Source organism: Cupriavidus gilardii, from assembly GCF_013314895.1.
In the GTDB taxonomy this organism is placed as follows: Bacteria; Pseudomonadota; Gammaproteobacteria; order Burkholderiales; family Burkholderiaceae; genus Cupriavidus; species Cupriavidus gilardii_C.
Genome location: NZ_JABTYE010000001.1, coordinates 43,928 through 60,022, shown reverse-complemented (window position 1 = coordinate 60,022; position 16,095 = coordinate 43,928). Strand labels below are relative to the sequence as shown.

The window sequence follows — 16,095 nt, the reverse complement described above, 5'->3', positions numbered from 1 at the left end:
TCTCCCGCGAGCGGGAGAGGGAGCGCGCCCCGCGCACTGCGCTAAGCCTCAAGCCCTCTTCATGCCCCGTCCCCCGCTATCCCTCAAAGCGCGCGCGGTCGGCTATCTGTCGCGCCGCGAGCATAGCCGCGCGGAGCTGGCCCGCAAGCTCGCGCCCCATGCCGAGTCGCCCGAGGAACTGGAGCGCCTGCTCGATGCGCTCGAGCGGGAGAACTGGCTGTCGAACGCGCGCTTTGCCGAGAGCCTGGTGCACCGGCGCGCGAGCCGCTACGGCGCTTCCCGCGTCATGCAGGAAGCGCGCACGCATCAGCTCGACAGCGAACAGCTGGCCGACCTGCAGCAGCAGCTGCGCGCCACCGAGCTGGAACGAGCACGCGAGGTCTGGCGTAAGCGCTTCGGCGTCGCGCCGGCCACGCCGGAGGAGAAGGCCAAACAGCTGCGCTTCCTGACGGCGCGCGGGTTCTCCCAGGCGGCGATCAGCCGCGTGATCCGCGACGCCGATCTGCCGCCCGGCGAGGAGGCCGAGTGAACGCCTGGCGAAATCGGTCGGCGCGTGAGTTGTGATGCAGGCGCCGCGGCGGACCGACGAGCCGCGCCGACAATCCGGCTCAACACTGCACGCATCCGGGTATTCCCGGCCAATGCGGTTCGGCATGTTAAACTCCACGAGTTTTCCGCAAGCGCGGCGCGAATTCGTGCGCCCGCAGCAAATCGTCTTCAGGCGCCGGTTCCGCCGCGCCTTCCCTTGTCACAGCCTGGTGCCATGCCGCTTTCCGCCCCCGTCAATCGCGCTCTGCGTCATCGTCGCGCCATCACGGCCGAGGCGTATCTCCGCGAAGACGGCCTGTGGGACATCGAGGCCCGGCTCACCGACACCAAGCCCCGCGACATTCCGCTCGCCGGCGGCGGCGTTCGGCCGGTTGGCCAGCCGCTGCACGACCTGTGGCTGCGCGTGACCATCGACCTGCGCATGAACGTGGTCGACGCCGAAGCCTGTTCCGACTGGGTTCCGTATCCGGACCACTGCGACACCATCGGCCCCGCCTACCGCAAGCTGATCGGCCTGAACCTGATGAAGGGGTTCCGCAAGGCCGTGCGCGAGCGCCTGGGCGGCGTGGCCGGCTGCACCCATCTGACCGAACTGGCCGGAATCCTGCCGACGACGGCAATCCAGGCCTTTGCTGGCGACGTCTTCAAGATTCGCGACGGCGCCAGCGACGACAGCAATCCCGAACCCCCCTATCAGCTGCATGGCTGCCATGCGCTGCACTTCGAAGGGGAAGTGGTTCGCCAGTTTTATCCGCGCTGGTACGGACACCAGCCGAAACCGAGAGCCAGGGCCGATGCGCCCCCGGCCTCGACGCCGCAGTCACCGCAGGCGATCCCCGACGACGACGGCGTCGCCTCGCGCAGGTCCACCGGAACCTCCGGGTGAGGTCCCGGGATCGCCGAGATCTCGATCTCTCCCGCTTTATCACCACGCTTTACTACCCGGCTTTTCTACCCATTTACGCCTACCCGAAAGGAAACACGCATGAATATCCATGAGTACCAAGGCAAGGAAATCCTGCGCAAATACAATGTGCCGGTTCCGCGCGGTATCCCCGCATTCTCGGTCGAAGAAGCGCTGAAGGCGGCCGAACAGCTCGGCGGCCCGGTGTGGGTCGTCAAGGCGCAGATTCACGCCGGCGGTCGCGGCAAGGGTGGCGGCGTCAAGGTGGCCAAGAGCCTGGACGAGGTCAAGACCTACGCCAGCAACATCCTCGGCATGCAGCTGGTCACGCACCAGACCGGTCCGGAAGGCAAGAAGGTCAACCGCCTGCTGATCGAAGAAGGCGCGGACATCAAGAAGGAACTGTACGTCAGCCTGGTCGTGGACCGCGTGTCGCAGAAGGTCGCGCTGATGGCCTCGAGCGAAGGCGGCATGGATATCGAGGAAGTCGCCGCCCAGACCCCCGAGAAGATCCATACGCTGATCATCGAGCCGTCGATCGGCCTGACCGACAAGGACGCCGACGACATCGCCCGCAAGATCGGCGTGCCCGACGCCAGCCTGTCGCAAGCCCGCCAGGCGCTGCAGGGCCTGTACAAGGCGTTCTGGGACACCGACGCCTCGCTGGCCGAAATCAACCCGATGATCCTGACCGGCGACGGCAAGGTGATCGCGCTCGACGCCAAGTTCAACTTCGATTCGAACGCGCTGTTCCGCCACCCGGAAATCGTCGCCTACCGCGACCTGGACGAAGAAGATCCGGCTGAAATCGAAGCCTCGAAGTTCGACCTCGCCTACATCTCGCTCGACGGCAATATCGGCTGCCTGGTCAACGGCGCCGGCCTGGCGATGGCCACCATGGACACCATCAAGCTGTTCGGCGGCGAGCCGGCCAACTTCCTCGACGTGGGCGGCGGCGCCACCACCGAGAAGGTGACCGAGGCCTTCAAGCTGATGCTGAAGAACCCGAACGTGCAGGCCATCCTGGTCAACATCTTCGGCGGCATCATGCGCTGCGACGTGATCGCCGAAGGCGTGATCTCGGCCTCGAAGGCCGTGCAGCTGGGCGTGCCGCTGGTGGTCCGCATGAAGGGCACCAACGAAGACCTCGGCAAGAAGATGCTGGCCGAGTCGGGCCTGCCGATCATCTCCGCCGACACCATGGAAGAAGCGGCCCAGAAGGTGGTGGCCGCGGCCGCGGGCAAGTAAGCCAGACGCGAAACCGAAAGCGAGCGGTGGGGCGCCGTGCGCCCGCCGCGACAGCCAAGCAAAGGATTACAGCATGTCGATTCTGATCAACAAAGACACCAAGGTCATCACCCAAGGTATTACCGGCAAGACCGGCCAGTTCCACACCCGTGGCTGCCGCGACTATGCCAACGGCAAGAACGCGTTCGTTGCCGGCGTGAACCCGAAGAAGGCCGGCGAGGACTTCGAGGGCATTCCCATCTACGCCAGCGTCAAGGAAGCGAAGGAACAGACCGGCGCCACCGTGTCGGTGATCTACGTCCCGCCCGCAGGCGCCGCTGCCGCGATCTGGGAAGCGGTGGACGCCGACCTGGATCTGGTGGTCTGCATCACCGAAGGCATCCCCGTGCGCGACATGATGGAAGTCAAGGACCGCATGCGCCGCGAAAACAAGAAGACGCTGCTGCTCGGACCGAACTGCCCGGGCCTGATCACGCCGGACGAAATCAAGATCGGCATCATGCCGGGCCACATCCACAAGAAGGGCCGCATCGGCGTGGTGTCGCGCTCGGGCACGCTGACCTATGAAGCCGTGGGCCAGCTGACCGCGCTGGGCCTGGGCCAGTCGTCGGCCGTCGGCATCGGTGGCGACCCGATCAACGGTCTGAAGCACATCGACGTGATGAAGATGTTCAACGACGATCCGGACACGGATGCCGTCGTGATGATCGGCGAGATCGGCGGTCCGGACGAGGCCAATGCCGCCTACTGGATCAAGGACAACATGAAGAAGCCGGTGGTCGGCTTCATCGCGGGCGTGACCGCGCCTCCGGGCAAGCGCATGGGCCACGCCGGCGCGCTGATCTCGGGCGGTGCCGACACGGCGCAGGCCAAGCTGGAGATCATGGAGTCCTGCGGTATCAAGGTCACCAAGAACCCGTCGGAAATGGGCCGTCTGCTGAAGTCGATCCTGTAATACGGTTCGACGCCGGCGCTGCCGGTCTGTCGGCCGGCGCCGCGCTCCGCCGCGGCGCCCCTGCAATGCCCTCGCTTCGCGCGAGGGCATTGTCGTTTTGGCGCCACGGGAGCGCCCAATAGATCATTCTCTGATGTATTGGCAGATTTGCTGAAATCAAATCGAAAGGTTGCTGCGGTACATCTTCATGTCTTGGGCGTCAGACATCCGAAACGCCGCAGTCACGCTGCGGACGAGCCCTCGGGGCGCTGCACTGCCGATAGACCTTGGCGCCCCTGACACCCCCTCATTCCAATTCCAATATCGACTTCGAGGAGCCACGCAGTGGAATTGCTGTCATCCACCACGTTCTGGATCGCACTGGGATCCATCATCCTGACCAATATCGTGCTGTCCGGCGACAACGCCGTCGTGATCGCGCTGGCCTCGCGCAACCTGCCGCCCGCGCAGCAGAAGCGTGCGATCTTCTGGGGCAGCGCCGCCGCGATCATCATGCGCGTGGTGCTGACCGTCGCCGCCGTCAAGCTGCTGAGCCTGCCTTACCTGAAGATCGTCGGCGCGATCCTGCTGGTCTATATCGGCGTGCAGCTGCTGACCGGCGGCGATGGCGAGGAAGGCCATGATGCCAAGGACAATATCTGGGCCGCGATCCGCACCATTCTGATCGCCGACCTGGTGATGTCGCTGGACAACGTGGTGGCGGTGGCCGCCGCCGCGCAGAAGGGCCCGGAGGGCAGCCAGTTCCTGCTGCTGATCGTCGGCCTGGGCCTGTCGATTCCGCTGATCGTGTTCGGCAGCACGCTGCTGCTGAAGGTGATGGAACGCTTCCCGGTGATCATCGTCGCCGGTGCTGCGCTGCTCGGCTATCTGGCCGGCGAGATGCTGGTCAGCGATCCGGTCGACGCCGCCTGGTTCGAAGTCCACGTGCCGCATGCCCACCTGGTGTTCGGTGCGGTCGGCGCGATCCTGGTGGTCGTGATCGGCAAGCTGATGCAGAAGCGCAGCGCGCAGACCGCCTGACGTCCCGTCCGGCCGCCGTCCCTCGGACGGACGCGGCCATGCAGACCAAGCCCGGCACGCCCGCAGCGTTGCCGGGCTTTTTCATGCGCGCCTGCCCGGTCACGAACCACGCTTCGATGCCAAATTTTGTGAAGGGACGGCGAAGCGGGTTCTGCCGGCTCGATACTGTCGGCCTTCGCATCGTTCGGGAGCCGCTCCATGTCAGTTGCTGCACGGCCGCCGCGGGGCCATTGCGCCCATTGCGCCCATTGCGCCCATCGTGGTTTCACGCTGATCGAGCTGATGGTGGTGGTCGCCATCATCGGCATCCTCGCCGCCATCGCGGTACCGCAATATCGGGACGATACAATTCGGGCCAGGCTGTCGAGCGTATTGACGGCGGCCGCGCCGTTGAAGATGGCAGTCAGCCTGTGCGCGCAGGAAGCGGGCGGCGTGCTCAACGAGTGCAACGACGACCATGCCGCCGCCGCGATTCCGCCGTTCGCGCCGAACCGCGAGATTGCCCAGGCCAGCGTCACCGGTCCGGGCGTCATCACGCTGACGCTGGCCGCCAGCGGGCTCGGCGCCGGCGTCGACGGCAAGGAGATCACGCTGCGGCCATCGGTCAACGCGACCTCGGTCAGCTGGGAGATCGCCACCACGATCGACAATGCGGTGGCCAGGCAGTACGTGCTCAGGAACAGCCAGTCGCCGGCCGATACATCGCAGGCGAGGACGTAGTCCGGTATCGGGGCCGGTGTCGTAGCCGGCGTCGCCCGCCGTGCCGGACTGCGCAGGGATCATCTCGGCGACACGCCCTTTGGCGCTTCGCCTTCGTTGGGAATCGAATGTGAATTTGCGCAGGAACGTTGCGCTGGAAGCGGCGTGCCCGTTGTTGGCCATGGCCGTCGCATTGCCGCCGCTGGTCTCGAAACATACGTTGCCGCTGGCCACCTTCTACGGCGAGTGGGCGTCGGCGCTGGCTTTCGTCGTGCTGGTGCTGTGCTCGGCCCGGCTGCGCGCGGCCGGCAGCGGCGTGCCGCTGGTGGCGGCGTTCTGCCTGTGGCTGATCGCCCTGGGCGCAGGCGCCACGCTGGCAGGCCAGCCCGACGTGACCGGCAGCCGCAGCCTGACGCTGGCCGCGTTGCTGCTCGGCACCGGTGCGATCTGGGCCGGCCACCGCTATCGTCGGGCGCTCGACGCCGACGCGGTGCTGACCGCGTTTGCCACCGCCTGGGTGGCCGCCGGGCTGTTCGGCACGCTCGCGCAATGGGTGCAATTGTTCCGGCTCGAGGGCGACAGCTTCGGGCTCGTGTCCGACTATTTCTACGACGCCAATCGCCGGCTATGGGGAAATCTGAACCAGCCCAACCACCAGGCGACGGTGCATGGGCTGGCGCTGGCGGCGTCGGTCTGGCTGGCCTCGCGCGGCAAGCTGCGCGCGCTGCCCTGGATCGTCGCGGTGGCGCTGATCGAAAGCGGCGTCGTGCTGTCGGGCTCGCGCACCGGCGTGCTGCACGTCGGTCTGGCCGCCTGCTACGCGCTGGTGGCCGCATGGCTCGCGCGCTCCGCGCAGCAGCTCGCGGCAGTCGAACGCTGGACCCTGCGCGCTCCAGCCGGGCTGATCTTCGCCGCGGCGGCGCTGGTAGCCATGCTGATGTTGCTGCAGCCCGCCATCAAGGCCGCGGGGCAGACCTTCGGCTGGTCGCTGTTCGACACCATGGCGCAATTGCAGGCCGGCGACCAGATCTCCGCGCGCGGCGCGCTGTGGGCGCATGCGTGGGCGATGTTCGTCGCGCATCCCTGGTTCGGCGTCGGCTGGGGCGAGTTCGGCTGGGCGCAGTTCGAACAGATGGCGCGGCTTGGCGTCATCGTCGAGATGTCGCTGCACGCCCATAACGCCGTGCTGGACCTGCTGGCCAAGACCGGGATCGTGGGCACCGCCGGTGTCGCGCTGTTTCTGGCCGCCTGGCTGTGGCGCGTGGTGCGGACGCGGCTGTGGCGTGCCGATACGGCGGAGCGCGCGCGTACCGCGGCGGCGCTGACCTGGCTGGCCATGCTGTGCGCGCATTCGATGCTCGAATATCCGCTGCACTATCTGTATTTCCTGTTGCCGTTCTGTTTCCTGCTGGGGTGGCTCGAGCCGGCGGCGCTGACGGTCGACCGGATGCCGCGCTGGCTAGCCACGGCCGGGACGGCGGTGGTGGGACTGGCGGCGGCCATGGTCCTCGCGACGATGTGGCACGACTACCGCCGCGTCGAGGCGCGCGAGTACGCGAGCCCGGCGCGGGTCGACACATTGCCGGCACCGAAGCTGTGGTTCGGCCAGCACGCTGAGGCGCACCGCGCCGAACTGGCTCCGCTGACCGCCGACGGCGCCGATGCCTGGCTGCCGCCGCATATCGTCGCCATCCACCTGTTGCCCACCCCCACGATGATCGCGCGCGGGGCCTGGCTGCTGGCGCTGAATGGGGAGCCCGAACAGGGCCGCGAATGGCTCGAGCGGCTGCGGTACTACTATCGCGGCGACGAAGCGGCGCAGTTCGCCCGGGTCGCCGGCTATTGCGACGGCGTCGACGCTGCCAGGCGGCCGAACGAATTCTGCGAGTGGATCCAGCGGCGCCGCGCCGACACGGACGCGCCTCGTCAGACCGGTAGCACGGCGGCCTCTACACGGTAGGCCGATACCACGGTAGGCCGATACCACGGTAGGGCGGTAGCCGGAAGGCGGATTGCCGCGCTGCGGCAAGCCGCGAGTGTTAACGTTTCCGGGGAAGCGCGCGTCTGCGGCATTTCATCCGTCGGCACGATTTGTCACGCCAGTTCCGGCCCATAGACTCGCCCGGTGCCTGTGTCACACGGGAGAGACGAATGCGGACTGGCAAGCGAAGGATCCTGACGGCGGCTGTCCTCGGGCTGATCGCCATCATTACCACCGAGGTGCTGGCGCGCGCCGGCCTCGGGCTGGGCGATCCGCCGCTCTATCAGACCGACCCGGAAATCGAGTATCTGCTCAAGCCCAACCAGCGCGTCAAGCGCTTCGGCCACCGCTATGTGGTCAACCGCTTCGGCATGCGCTCGGAAGACTTCGAGCCGAAGAAGCGCGCCCCCGGCGAGCGGCGCGTGCTGGTGTTCGGCGATTCCGTCGTCAACGGCGGCGCGCAGGTCGATCAGGGGCGACTGGCCACCGAGCAGTTGCGGGCACGGCTGGGCAAGGACGGGCAGGCGGCGACGGTGGGCAATGTGGCGGCGTTCAGCTGGGGCCCGGGCAACTGGCTGGCCTATGCACGGCGCTTCGGCTTCCTCGACGCCGACACCGCGATCATCGTCGTCAATGGTGCCGACTATGGCGATGTGCCGACGTTCGCGCCGCTGCGGCCGGACACCCATCCGTCGGAGCCGCCGCTGTCGGCGCTGGTGGAGGGCGCCACCCGCTATCTGCCCGCCTACCTGGGACTGGACCAATCGTCGGGACCGCCGCGGGAATCGACCGACGCCGACCGCGCCGCCTCGCTGCGGGATCTGGCCGAACTGATCGTGATGGCAAAGCGCGCCGGTGTGCAGGTCCGGCTGGTGCAGCACTACGAGCGCGACGAACTGGACGGCGCCGGCCTCCCTGCCGGCCTGCAGGCCTTCTCCCGGCTGTGCGAGGAATACGAGGTGCCGATCGTCAGCATGCGCGACGCCGAGCGCCGCGCACGCAACGTTGCCTACCTCGATGACATCCATCTGAGCCCCGAAGGGCAGGACCTGCTGGCCGACGCGCTGCTCGCCGCGGCCAATCTGCCCTCGGGCGGGCGCCACGCCGCCGCCGGCCTGTACCACTAACGCAGCGGACGGCCTGAGCCCGCCGGCCTGCCGGGACCTACTGCGCCACCCAATCCCCCGATTTGCCGCCGTGCTTCTCCAGCAGGCGGATATCGCCCATCACCATGCCGCGGTCGGCGGCCTTGCACATGTCGTAGATCGTCAGCAGCGCGACCTGCACGCCGGTCAGCGCTTCCATCTCGACGCCGGTCTGGCCCCGCGTCTCGGCGCGAACGGTGCAGCGCACCGTACTGGCCGCCTCGTCCAGCGCGAAGTCGAGCGCGACCTTGGTCAGCGCCAGCGGATGGCATAGCGGAATCAGGTCGGCGGTGCGCTTGGTGGCCATGATTCCGGCGATGCGGGCGATGCCGAGCACGTCGCCCTTCTTCGCGGTGCCGTCGCGCACCAGCGCGAAGGTCTCCGGCGCCATCGTGATGGTGCCGGTGGCGATCGCCACGCGGTGGGTGGCGTCCTTGCCGCCGACATCCACCATATGGGCCTGGCCGGCGGTATCGAAGTGAGTGAGCTTGCTCATGGTTGGCGTCGCAGGGTAGGCGTCGGAGTGTGGAGGGGATCGAGGGAAATCGGAAAAGCCGGACAGGGAAGTTGGCGCTGCCCGGGCCCGCGGTCAGCGGCGGGCCGGGCGCGGAACGGTCGCGCCAGGCCGCTATCATAGCAACATGCTGATTTCCCGCCCCGTCGTCCGGCCCGTTGCCCAGCCCGTTGCCCAGCCTGTTGCGCTCGCCGATCGCCGCGCTGCCAGCGGCTCGCGCCGGACGCCCGCAGCGCCGCATCGGGTGTCCCGGCTTGCCGTACTGCGCCGCCCGCTGGCTGCGCTGCTGATGCTTGCGCTCGCCACCCCGGCCTGGCCCCAGGCCGCATCGGCGCCGGCCGGTACCGCCGTGCCGACGATGGCGCCGCCGCTGCTCGGTTTGCCCGGCGACGCCAGCGATCAGGTCTACGACAATCTGAACCGCAGCGTGAAGGCCGGGCAGAAGTCCGACTTCGGCCTGCGCAGCGGCAACCCCGTGGTCGAGAGCAACGGCATCCAGCTGCCGGACATGGGCGACCCGTCGACCGCGGCGCTGTCGCCGGATATGGAGAAGCGGCTGGGCGACCGCATCATGCGCGATATCCGCCGCGATCCGCAGTACGTCACCGATGCGCTGCTGGCCGACTATCTGAACGCGCTGGGCTACAAGCTGATCCAGGCCGCGCGCCGACAAAATCTTGCGGGCACGACCGGCGGCGGCACCTTTGCCACGGGCTTCGAGCTGTTCGCCGTGCGCGATCGCACGATCAACGCGTTCGCGCTGCCCGGCGGCTATATCGGCGTGCATACCGGCCTGCTGGTGCAGTCGGAGACCGAGTCGGAACTGGCGTCGGTGCTCGGCCACGAGATCGGCCACGTCACACAGCGGCATATCGCGCGCGGCATCACCAGCCAGGACCAGTCGATGTGGATCGCGCTGGCCTCGATGGTGCTCGCCGGGCTGGCGGCGACCCGCAGCCCTGACGCCGCCGCCGCGCTGGCGATGGGCGGACAGGGCGCGGCGCTGGCCAACCAGCTGTCGTTCTCGCGCGGCGCCGAGCGCGAGGCCGACCGGGTCGGCTTCCAGATCCTGTCGGCGGCGGGCTTCGATCCGCAGGGCATGCCGGACTTTTTCCGCCGGCTGCAGCGCGTCACCGGCATCTCGGAGAGCTCGGTACCGTCCTATGTACGGACCCACCCGCTGACCTCGGAACGGATCGCCGACATGCAGGACCGCGCCAGCCATATTCCGGTGCGCAAGGTGCCGAGTACCCCGGAATACGAATTCGCGCGGGCGCGCGCTCGCATCCTGCAGGAAGCCAATCCCACCGACATCCACAACGCGCGCGCGGCGCTGCAGGCGCAACTGTCGAGCGCGCCGCCGATGCGAGTGCCGGCGCTTTACTATGGCATCGCCTTCGCCGAGCAGCGGCTGGGCCGGCTGGTCCAGGCCGAACAGGCGCTGGCCGAGGCGCGCCGGCTGTACGGCAATATTCCGGGCGCGTCGTCGGGCAGCCCGATGCTGGACGTGATGGCGATCGAACTGGCGCGCGCGCAGGGCCGCGTGCCGGACGCCGTCCGTCAGGCTCTGGCGTCGATGAAGACCTTTCCGTTGTCGCACGCGGTTGCGCTGTCGTATGCCGAAACGCTGCTGGGCGCGGGCCGCTCGGACGAACTGGTGACGTTCCTGCGTTCCCGCACCCGCGAGGAAGGCGCCCGCGCCGAGTGGTGGGAACTGTTGGCGCGCGCCTACGCGGCGCAGGGCAAGCGGGTGCAGCAGCATCAGGCGCTGGCCGAGAAATACGCGCGCGATGGCGCCTATCAGGCCGCCATCGAACAACTGCAGATCGCCCGCAAGGCCGGCGATGGCGACTTCTATACGCTGTCCGAGGTCGATGCGCGGCTGCATCAGCTCGAGCGCCAGTATCGGGAAGAACGGCAGGACAACAAGGGCATGCCCAACTGAGGCGCCGCAGCTGGCGTGGCCGGCGCGGTCGCGCACCCGCGCTCGCGCTCGCGCACGCGCGTCAGCGGGACGGCGGCGGTTCCGGGGCCTGCTGCTGCGATGCCTGCTGGGGCTGCGGCCGCCGCACGAAGCCGAAGCGCCGCGGCACCTCGGCCTCGGCGATCGGTTCGATCGGCAGATCGCGGCCGTCGAAGTGGAAGACGCCAAGGTCCGTGCCGCAGGCCTCGCCGTGCCAGTCGCAACTGCCGCTGAACGCGTCGAGATCGTGGTCGTGCAGCAGCGCGACGTGGATACCGTCCTCGCCGTCGATCTCGCCGGCCAGCAACACATTGCCGTGCTCGTCGGCATGGCACGAGCGCGGCACGAAGGCGCGCTGCGAGGTGGTGTGGAACTGCCGCTGATGCAGCCGCACGACCCAGGGCGCATAGGCGAGCTCGACGAACACGCGCTGCGGCCCGTTCTGGAAGAACCAGGCGCCATGCTCGTCGCGCAGATAGTTGCGTTCGATAAAGCCGACCAGTGCGGGATGCCGCAGCGGGTCGCCGGACAGGCCATGCTGCTGCGCGTATTCGTTGCGCAGGCGCCATTGCCCGCGCCGGTCCAGCGCTAGCCAGCCATAGCAGTAGGGGACATTGGGCCAGCGGGCCATCGCCTGCTTGACGATCTCGTCCATGCTCGTCTCTCCTGTTGAACTCCTTGCCACCGCGGCATGCCGCTTTCAGCGTAGAACCTGTCAGGCCAGGCTATCGAAGAATCGCAGCACGCGCGCCGGCAGCCAGTCGGCATGGCCGCCGCCCGGCAGCAGCGACGACAGCGGCAGATGGCGCCGCCAGTCGCGCGGCGGCGCCAGAAAGCCGACGTGGCCGCCATGTTCCGGCTGGTCCAGCAGCACCTGGCCGCTGACCTCGCGCGCGCCCGGCAGATAGTGCGCCGGCAGGAACGGATCGTTGCGCGCGTTCAGTACCAGCGTGGGCACGGCGATATGGCGCAGCACCGGTTTGCTGGCGGCGCGCGCCCAATAGTCGTCGGTATCGCGAAAGCCGTGCAGCGGGGCGGTGACCACGTTGTCGAAGGCATAGAGGTCGCGGCTCGCCAGCAGTGCATCGCGGTCGAACAGCCCCGGATACTGGGCCAGCTTCTGCAGCGACTTGCGCTTGAGCGTCTGCAGGAACATCTGCGTATAGACGCGATTGAAGCCGCGCGACAGCGCCGCGCCGCCGCCGGCCAGATCGAGCGGGGCGGACACCGACGCCGCGCCGGCCAGGAAGCCGGCGCTCGACTGCGCCTCGCCCAGATAGCGCAGCAGCGCATTGCCGCCGAGCGAGATGCCCAGCGCGTACAGCCGCCGGCCGTCGGCCGCATGGCGCTCGTGCAGGCGCCGCAGCACCCAGTCGATCTCGACGTAGTCGCCGGAATGGTAGAAGCGCGGCGCCAGATTCAGCTCGCCGGAGCAGCCGCGGAAATGCGGAATCACGCCTTGCCAGCCGCGCTCGCGCAGCGCGGCCATCATCGACTGCGCGTAGTGGCTGGCCGAGTTGCCCTCCAGCCCGTGGAACAGCACCAGCAGCGGAGCGCCGGGCGCGACCGGATGCGTGGTCCAGTCCAGATCGATGAAGTCGCCGTCGGGCGTGTCCCAGCGCTCGCGGCGGAAGCGCACGCGCGTCCGGCGTGTCAGCCGGGCCGGGATGATGGTCTGGCTATGGCCGTCGCGCAGCCACCATGGCATGCGCGCGTGTGCGTCGAAACCGTGCGGATCGTCCGGCGACGACAGGGGATGTCGGATCGGATCGGCGGGGCGGGACATGTCGGCGGGCGGTTCGATGCCGGGCGCTTTCCCGATCGGTGGCAGTCCGTTCAGTGCAGCGCCTGCTTGGCCGTTGCGGTCGAGATCGCAACCTGCGCGGCGTTGGCCGGGCTGCAATGGATATGCGCGAGGCGCCAGCCTTCGTGGTTCTGCATCAGCACGTAGGTGGTGTGCACGTACAGGTCGGCCTCGACGCGGTCGGCCGCAAAGCGCAGCGCCTCGGTCACGTCGAAGATCGATACGCCCAGCGTCGCGTGGCTGCTGCTTTCCAGCACGTCGATCAGCACCGGCTGGCGGTCCAGCAGTTGCAGAAAGGCCTGGCGCAAATGATCGTGGCCGATCAGCCGCTGGCCGTCGGGCATCACGCAGGTAATCGAATCCTCGTCCAGCCACAGCTTCAGCGCGCCTTCCGCATCGCGCAGCTTCAATGCCTCGCGAAAGGCTTCCAGGATGTCTTCGGCGGAATCGAACAGGCGGGCGAAGCGAGGCATGGCGGGATCGGTCGGTGGGCCCCGCCGGCAGGCCGGGCCATGAATCGAAGCCGTCCCAGGTGCCGGTGTCGGTCGGTCTCTGCGGGGACGGCCATCGCGGGTCAATCAACGGCGCGCCGGGCGCACCGGGCGGCGCCGGGTCGGCGCAGACTGTTCAGCTACTTGGCTGCTCAGCTATTCAGCTATTCAATCAGGGCCGGTGCAGCAGCTTGCGCAGCTCCACGAACACCATTTCCGGCTCGATCTCCCGCAGGCAGCGCAGATGGCCGAGCGGGCATTCGCGCTGGAAACAGGGGCTGCACTCGAGCTGGAGCCACATGATACTCGCTGCCTGTGACAGCGGGGGCGTATGGCGAGGATCGCTGGAGCCGAACACCGCGACCTGCGGCCGGTTCAGCGCGGCGGTCACATGCATCAGCCCGGAGTCGTTGCAGACTGCCGCCTCGGCCAGCGCCAGCAGGTCGACCGCGTCGTCCAGCGAGGTCTGGCCGCACAGATTGCGCACGAACGGCGCGCCGGCGCAGATCTCGGCGGCGATCTCGCCGTCCTTGGCCGAGCCAAGCGTCACGATCTGCGCGTACGGATACGAGCGGCGCAGCATCTGCGCCAGCTCGGCAAAATGCGCCGCGGGCCAGCGCTTGGCCGGACCGTATTCCGCGCCGGGGCAGAAGGCGATCAGCCGGGTCTGCGGCGCGATGTCGAAGCGCTCCGCGGTCTTGACCACACGAGCCGGATCGACGCGCAGCCGCGGCTCGGGCAGGGCCTCGGGCAGCCGTGCGCCGGGTTTGAGCGCCAGCCGCGCATAGTGCTCGACCATCGGCGGACGCTTGTCCTTCGGCGGATTGGCGTGGCGGATGTTGAGCAGCCCGAAGCGCGCCTCGCCGCGATAGCCGACCCGCAGCGGAATGCCGGCCAGCCACGGGATCAGCGCGGATTTCAGCGAGTTCGGCAGTACGTACGCGACGTCGTAGCCTTCGTTCTTCAACTGCTGGGCAAACATCAGCCGGGCGGACAGCTGCAGCTTGCCGTGCGCCAGGTCGCTCGGAAACACGCGGGCGATCTCCGGCATGCGCGCCAGCACGGGCGCGACCCATTTCGGCGCGAGCGCATCGATGGTCAGGCGCGGATGGCGTTGCTTGAGCAGCGCGAACAGCGGCTGCGCCATCAGGGCGTCGCCGATCCAGTTGGGCGCGATGACGAGGGCTTTGTTCATAGGCAAGGCGCCGCCGTGCCGCCCCGAGGACGGCGCAGGCGGCAGAGCGGCGAGAGCGAAACGGGGCGTTCGGCGCCGGAGTGCGAAGCGGACCCGGCCGGTACCGCAGTCCGGGCCGGCAATCGGGTTGGCGCTGGTTTCGGCGCATGCGCGGCCACGCCTGGGTGGCCGCGCCCGGGAACGGTCGAGCGGGCGATCAGTGGTGGCCCTTCAGCACGGTGCCCGGCTTGAGCTGGTAGACGGTGCCGCAGTACGGGCACTTGGCCATGCCGGTGTCCGCCACGTCGAGGAACACGCGCGGATGGTAATTCCAGGTCGGCGTATTGGGCGTGGGGCAGTGCAGCGGAAGGTCTTCGGCGCCGATTTCGACGACGTTTGCGGTTTGCGTCATGGTGTTGCGGGGTCAGTCTTGTCAGAAGGGGAGTTCTGGCTGGTGGTGCGGCGGCAGGCCCGGCGCTGATGGCGGCCGGGCCGCCGGCATCAGACCAGGGTCAGCCAGTGCTGGTATTTCTCGTTGGTGCCGCCGACGGCGGCGAAGAAGGCGTCCTGGATCTGCTTGGTGATCGGGCCGCGGCGGCCTTCGCCGATCACGCGGTCGTCGAGTTCGCGGATCGGCGTGACTTCGGCCGCGGTGCCGGTGAAGAATGCTTCGTCGGCGCAATAGACCTCGTCGCGGGTGATGCGCTTCTCGCGGACTTCGATGCCCAGGTCGCGCGCAATCGTCAGCGTCGCGTCGCGCGTGATGCCGTCCAGGCAGGAGGCCAGATCCGGGGTGTAGATCACGCCGTTGCGGACCACGAAGACGTTTTCGCCGGAGCCTTCGCTGACATAGCCCTCGGTATCGAGCAGCAGCGCCTCGTCGTAGCCCAGGCTGGTCGCCTCCTGGTTGGCCAGGATCGAGTTGATGTAATAGCCGCTGGCCTTGGCGCGCACCAGCGACACGTTGACGTGATGGCGGGTGAACGACGACGTCTTGACGCGGATGCCGCGCTCCATGCCTTCCTCGCCCAGATAGGCGCCCCAGGGCCAGGCGGCAATCGCCACGTGGATGGTGTTGCCCCGCGCGGAGACGCCGAGCTTTTCCGAGCCGATCCAGACCAGCGGACGGATATAGCAGGATTCGAGCTGATTGGCCTTGACCACCTCGCGCTGCGCCGCTTCCAGGGTCGCCTGGTCGAACGGGATCTCCATCTGGAAGATCTTGGCCGAGTTGAACAGGCGGCGGGTGTGCTCCTTGAGCCGGAAGATTGCGGTGCCGGCGGGCGTCTTGTAGGCGCGCACGCCCTCGAACACGCCCATGCCGTAGTGCAGGGTATGGGTCAGCACGTGGATCTTGGCGTCGCGCCAATCGATCAACTTGCCATCCATCCAGATCTTTCCGTCACGATCGGCCATCGACATGTTCGTCTCCCGCAAAACGTCAAAAAGGTGCAAAGGCGACATTGTAAGCCCCGGCACACCCCGTGCCAACGCGGCGAGGTGGCGCCGGGACGGCGCCGGACCGACGATTGGGGCGATTCGTCCCCTGGCCGGGCGCGCTTATATCGGCATGGCATACGCTCAAGCGAACTCAATCGTTTGGAAAGTGGCGGTTCGTTGGTATCGTACTTGCTTTGCAAACCGATCC

Annotated in this window: 16 protein-coding genes; 9 read left to right on the top strand and 7 right to left on the bottom strand. The window is 68.0% G+C overall.

The features are described from left to right. The first annotated feature begins 61 nt into the window (after nucleotides 1–61). The 8 genes from recX to HTY53_RS00235 all read left to right on the top strand — a co-directional run bounded on the left by recX (nucleotide 62) and on the right by HTY53_RS00235 (nucleotide 8,483). Nucleotides 62–529: a recombination regulator RecX gene (recX, locus tag HTY53_RS00270; protein WP_174104407.1), complete on the top strand. Its 468-nt coding sequence runs from the start codon at nucleotides 62–64 to the stop codon at nucleotides 527–529. 234 nt (nucleotides 530–763) lie between these two features. Continuing rightward, nucleotides 764–1,435, top strand: coding sequence for a DUF2889 domain-containing protein (locus HTY53_RS00265; protein ID WP_174104406.1), 672 nt, complete (start codon nucleotides 764–766; stop codon nucleotides 1,433–1,435). A gap of 99 nt (nucleotides 1,436–1,534) precedes the next feature. Then, the gene (gene sucC / locus HTY53_RS00260; RefSeq protein WP_149316813.1) at nucleotides 1,535–2,701 is read left to right on the top strand and encodes an ADP-forming succinate--CoA ligase subunit beta; all 1,167 of its coding nucleotides are present in this window, start codon (nucleotides 1,535–1,537) and stop codon (nucleotides 2,699–2,701) included. A 73-nt stretch (nucleotides 2,702–2,774) separates the two neighbouring features. After that, entirely contained in the window at nucleotides 2,775–3,656 is an 882-nt protein-coding gene (gene sucD, locus HTY53_RS00255) for a succinate--CoA ligase subunit alpha (RefSeq protein ID WP_174104405.1), read from the top strand. A gap of 324 nt (nucleotides 3,657–3,980) precedes the next feature. After that, the gene (locus tag HTY53_RS00250; protein ID WP_174104404.1) at nucleotides 3,981–4,676 is read left to right on the top strand and encodes a TerC family protein; all 696 of its coding nucleotides are present in this window, start codon (nucleotides 3,981–3,983) and stop codon (nucleotides 4,674–4,676) included. A gap of 198 nt (nucleotides 4,677–4,874) precedes the next feature. Continuing rightward, nucleotides 4,875–5,396 (top strand): pilin, encoded by a 522-nt coding sequence (locus HTY53_RS24875; RefSeq protein WP_174104403.1) that lies wholly within the window; start codon nucleotides 4,875–4,877, stop codon nucleotides 5,394–5,396. A 160-nt stretch (nucleotides 5,397–5,556) separates the two neighbouring features. Next, nucleotides 5,557–7,335, top strand: coding sequence for a PglL family O-oligosaccharyltransferase (locus HTY53_RS00240; protein ID WP_174104402.1), 1,779 nt, complete (start codon nucleotides 5,557–5,559; stop codon nucleotides 7,333–7,335). A 191-nt stretch (nucleotides 7,336–7,526) separates the two neighbouring features. Then, a complete protein-coding gene (locus HTY53_RS00235) occupies nucleotides 7,527–8,483 on the top strand; it encodes a hypothetical protein (RefSeq protein ID WP_174104401.1) in 957 nt (318 codons plus the stop codon). 37 nt (nucleotides 8,484–8,520) lie between these two features. On the opposite strand, the gene moaC is transcribed toward HTY53_RS00235, so the two are convergent. Further along, nucleotides 8,521–8,997 carry a cyclic pyranopterin monophosphate synthase MoaC gene (moaC, locus tag HTY53_RS00230; protein ID WP_174104400.1) on the bottom strand — a complete coding sequence of 159 codons (477 nt, stop codon included), beginning with the start codon at nucleotides 8,995–8,997 and terminating at the stop codon, nucleotides 8,521–8,523. 145 nt (nucleotides 8,998–9,142) lie between these two features. Between moaC and HTY53_RS00225 the strand changes: the two genes are divergently transcribed. Continuing rightward, nucleotides 9,143–10,960: a M48 family metalloprotease gene (locus HTY53_RS00225; RefSeq protein ID WP_174104399.1), complete on the top strand. Its 1,818-nt coding sequence runs from the start codon at nucleotides 9,143–9,145 to the stop codon at nucleotides 10,958–10,960. Nucleotides 10,961–11,021: 61 nt separating this feature from the next. Here HTY53_RS00225 and HTY53_RS00220 read toward each other — a convergent pair whose 3' ends face one another. From HTY53_RS00220 to HTY53_RS00195, 6 genes are all read right to left on the bottom strand, one after another. Next, nucleotides 11,022–11,633, bottom strand: a complete 612-nt coding sequence (locus HTY53_RS00220) for a DUF2946 family protein (RefSeq protein WP_174104398.1) — start codon at nucleotides 11,631–11,633, stop codon at nucleotides 11,022–11,024. 60 nt (nucleotides 11,634–11,693) lie between these two features. Further along, nucleotides 11,694–12,764, bottom strand: coding sequence for an alpha/beta fold hydrolase (locus HTY53_RS00215; RefSeq protein WP_174104397.1), 1,071 nt, complete (start codon nucleotides 12,762–12,764; stop codon nucleotides 11,694–11,696). A 50-nt stretch (nucleotides 12,765–12,814) separates the two neighbouring features. Beyond that, a complete protein-coding gene (locus HTY53_RS00210; RefSeq protein ID WP_174104396.1) occupies nucleotides 12,815–13,255 on the bottom strand; it encodes a YybH family protein in 441 nt (146 codons plus the stop codon). Between the two features lie 190 nt (nucleotides 13,256–13,445). Beyond that, on the bottom strand, nucleotides 13,446–14,468 hold the full coding sequence (waaF, locus tag HTY53_RS00205; protein ID WP_174104395.1) for a lipopolysaccharide heptosyltransferase II: 1,023 nt from the start codon (nucleotides 14,466–14,468) through the stop codon (nucleotides 13,446–13,448). Between the two features lie 196 nt (nucleotides 14,469–14,664). Further along, nucleotides 14,665–14,859 (bottom strand): zinc-finger domain-containing protein, encoded by a 195-nt coding sequence (locus tag HTY53_RS00200; RefSeq protein ID WP_174104394.1) that lies wholly within the window; start codon nucleotides 14,857–14,859, stop codon nucleotides 14,665–14,667. Between the two features lie 89 nt (nucleotides 14,860–14,948). Beyond that, on the bottom strand, nucleotides 14,949–15,869 hold the full coding sequence (locus HTY53_RS00195) for a branched-chain amino acid transaminase (RefSeq protein ID WP_174104393.1): 921 nt from the start codon (nucleotides 15,867–15,869) through the stop codon (nucleotides 14,949–14,951). Between the last annotated feature and the right edge of the window lie 226 nt (nucleotides 15,870–16,095).

Coding starts and splice junctions, on each gene's coding strand:
- recX (WP_174104407.1), top strand. CDS start 62: ATGCCCCGTCCCCCGCTATCCCTCAAAGCGCGCGCGGTCGGCTATCTG.
- HTY53_RS00265 (WP_174104406.1), top strand. CDS start 764: ATGCCGCTTTCCGCCCCCGTCAATCGCGCTCTGCGTCATCGTCGCGCC.
- sucC (WP_149316813.1), top strand. CDS start 1,535: ATGAATATCCATGAGTACCAAGGCAAGGAAATCCTGCGCAAATACAAT.
- sucD (WP_174104405.1), top strand. CDS start 2,775: ATGTCGATTCTGATCAACAAAGACACCAAGGTCATCACCCAAGGTATT.
- HTY53_RS24875 (WP_174104403.1), top strand. CDS start 4,875: ATGTCAGTTGCTGCACGGCCGCCGCGGGGCCATTGCGCCCATTGCGCC.
- HTY53_RS00240 (WP_174104402.1), top strand. CDS start 5,557: ATGGCCGTCGCATTGCCGCCGCTGGTCTCGAAACATACGTTGCCGCTG.
- HTY53_RS00235 (WP_174104401.1), top strand. CDS start 7,527: ATGCGGACTGGCAAGCGAAGGATCCTGACGGCGGCTGTCCTCGGGCTG.
- moaC (WP_174104400.1), bottom strand. CDS start 8,997: ATGAGCAAGCTCACTCACTTCGATACCGCCGGCCAGGCCCATATGGTG.
- HTY53_RS00225 (WP_174104399.1), top strand. CDS start 9,143: ATGCTGATTTCCCGCCCCGTCGTCCGGCCCGTTGCCCAGCCCGTTGCC.
- HTY53_RS00220 (WP_174104398.1), bottom strand. CDS start 11,633: ATGGACGAGATCGTCAAGCAGGCGATGGCCCGCTGGCCCAATGTCCCC.
- HTY53_RS00215 (WP_174104397.1), bottom strand. CDS start 12,764: ATGTCCCGCCCCGCCGATCCGATCCGACATCCCCTGTCGTCGCCGGAC.
- HTY53_RS00210 (WP_174104396.1), bottom strand. CDS start 13,255: ATGCCTCGCTTCGCCCGCCTGTTCGATTCCGCCGAAGACATCCTGGAA.
- waaF (WP_174104395.1), bottom strand. CDS start 14,468: ATGAACAAAGCCCTCGTCATCGCGCCCAACTGGATCGGCGACGCCCTG.
- HTY53_RS00200 (WP_174104394.1), bottom strand. CDS start 14,859: ATGACGCAAACCGCAAACGTCGTCGAAATCGGCGCCGAAGACCTTCCG.
- HTY53_RS00195 (WP_174104393.1), bottom strand. CDS start 15,869: ATGTCGATGGCCGATCGTGACGGAAAGATCTGGATGGATGGCAAGTTG.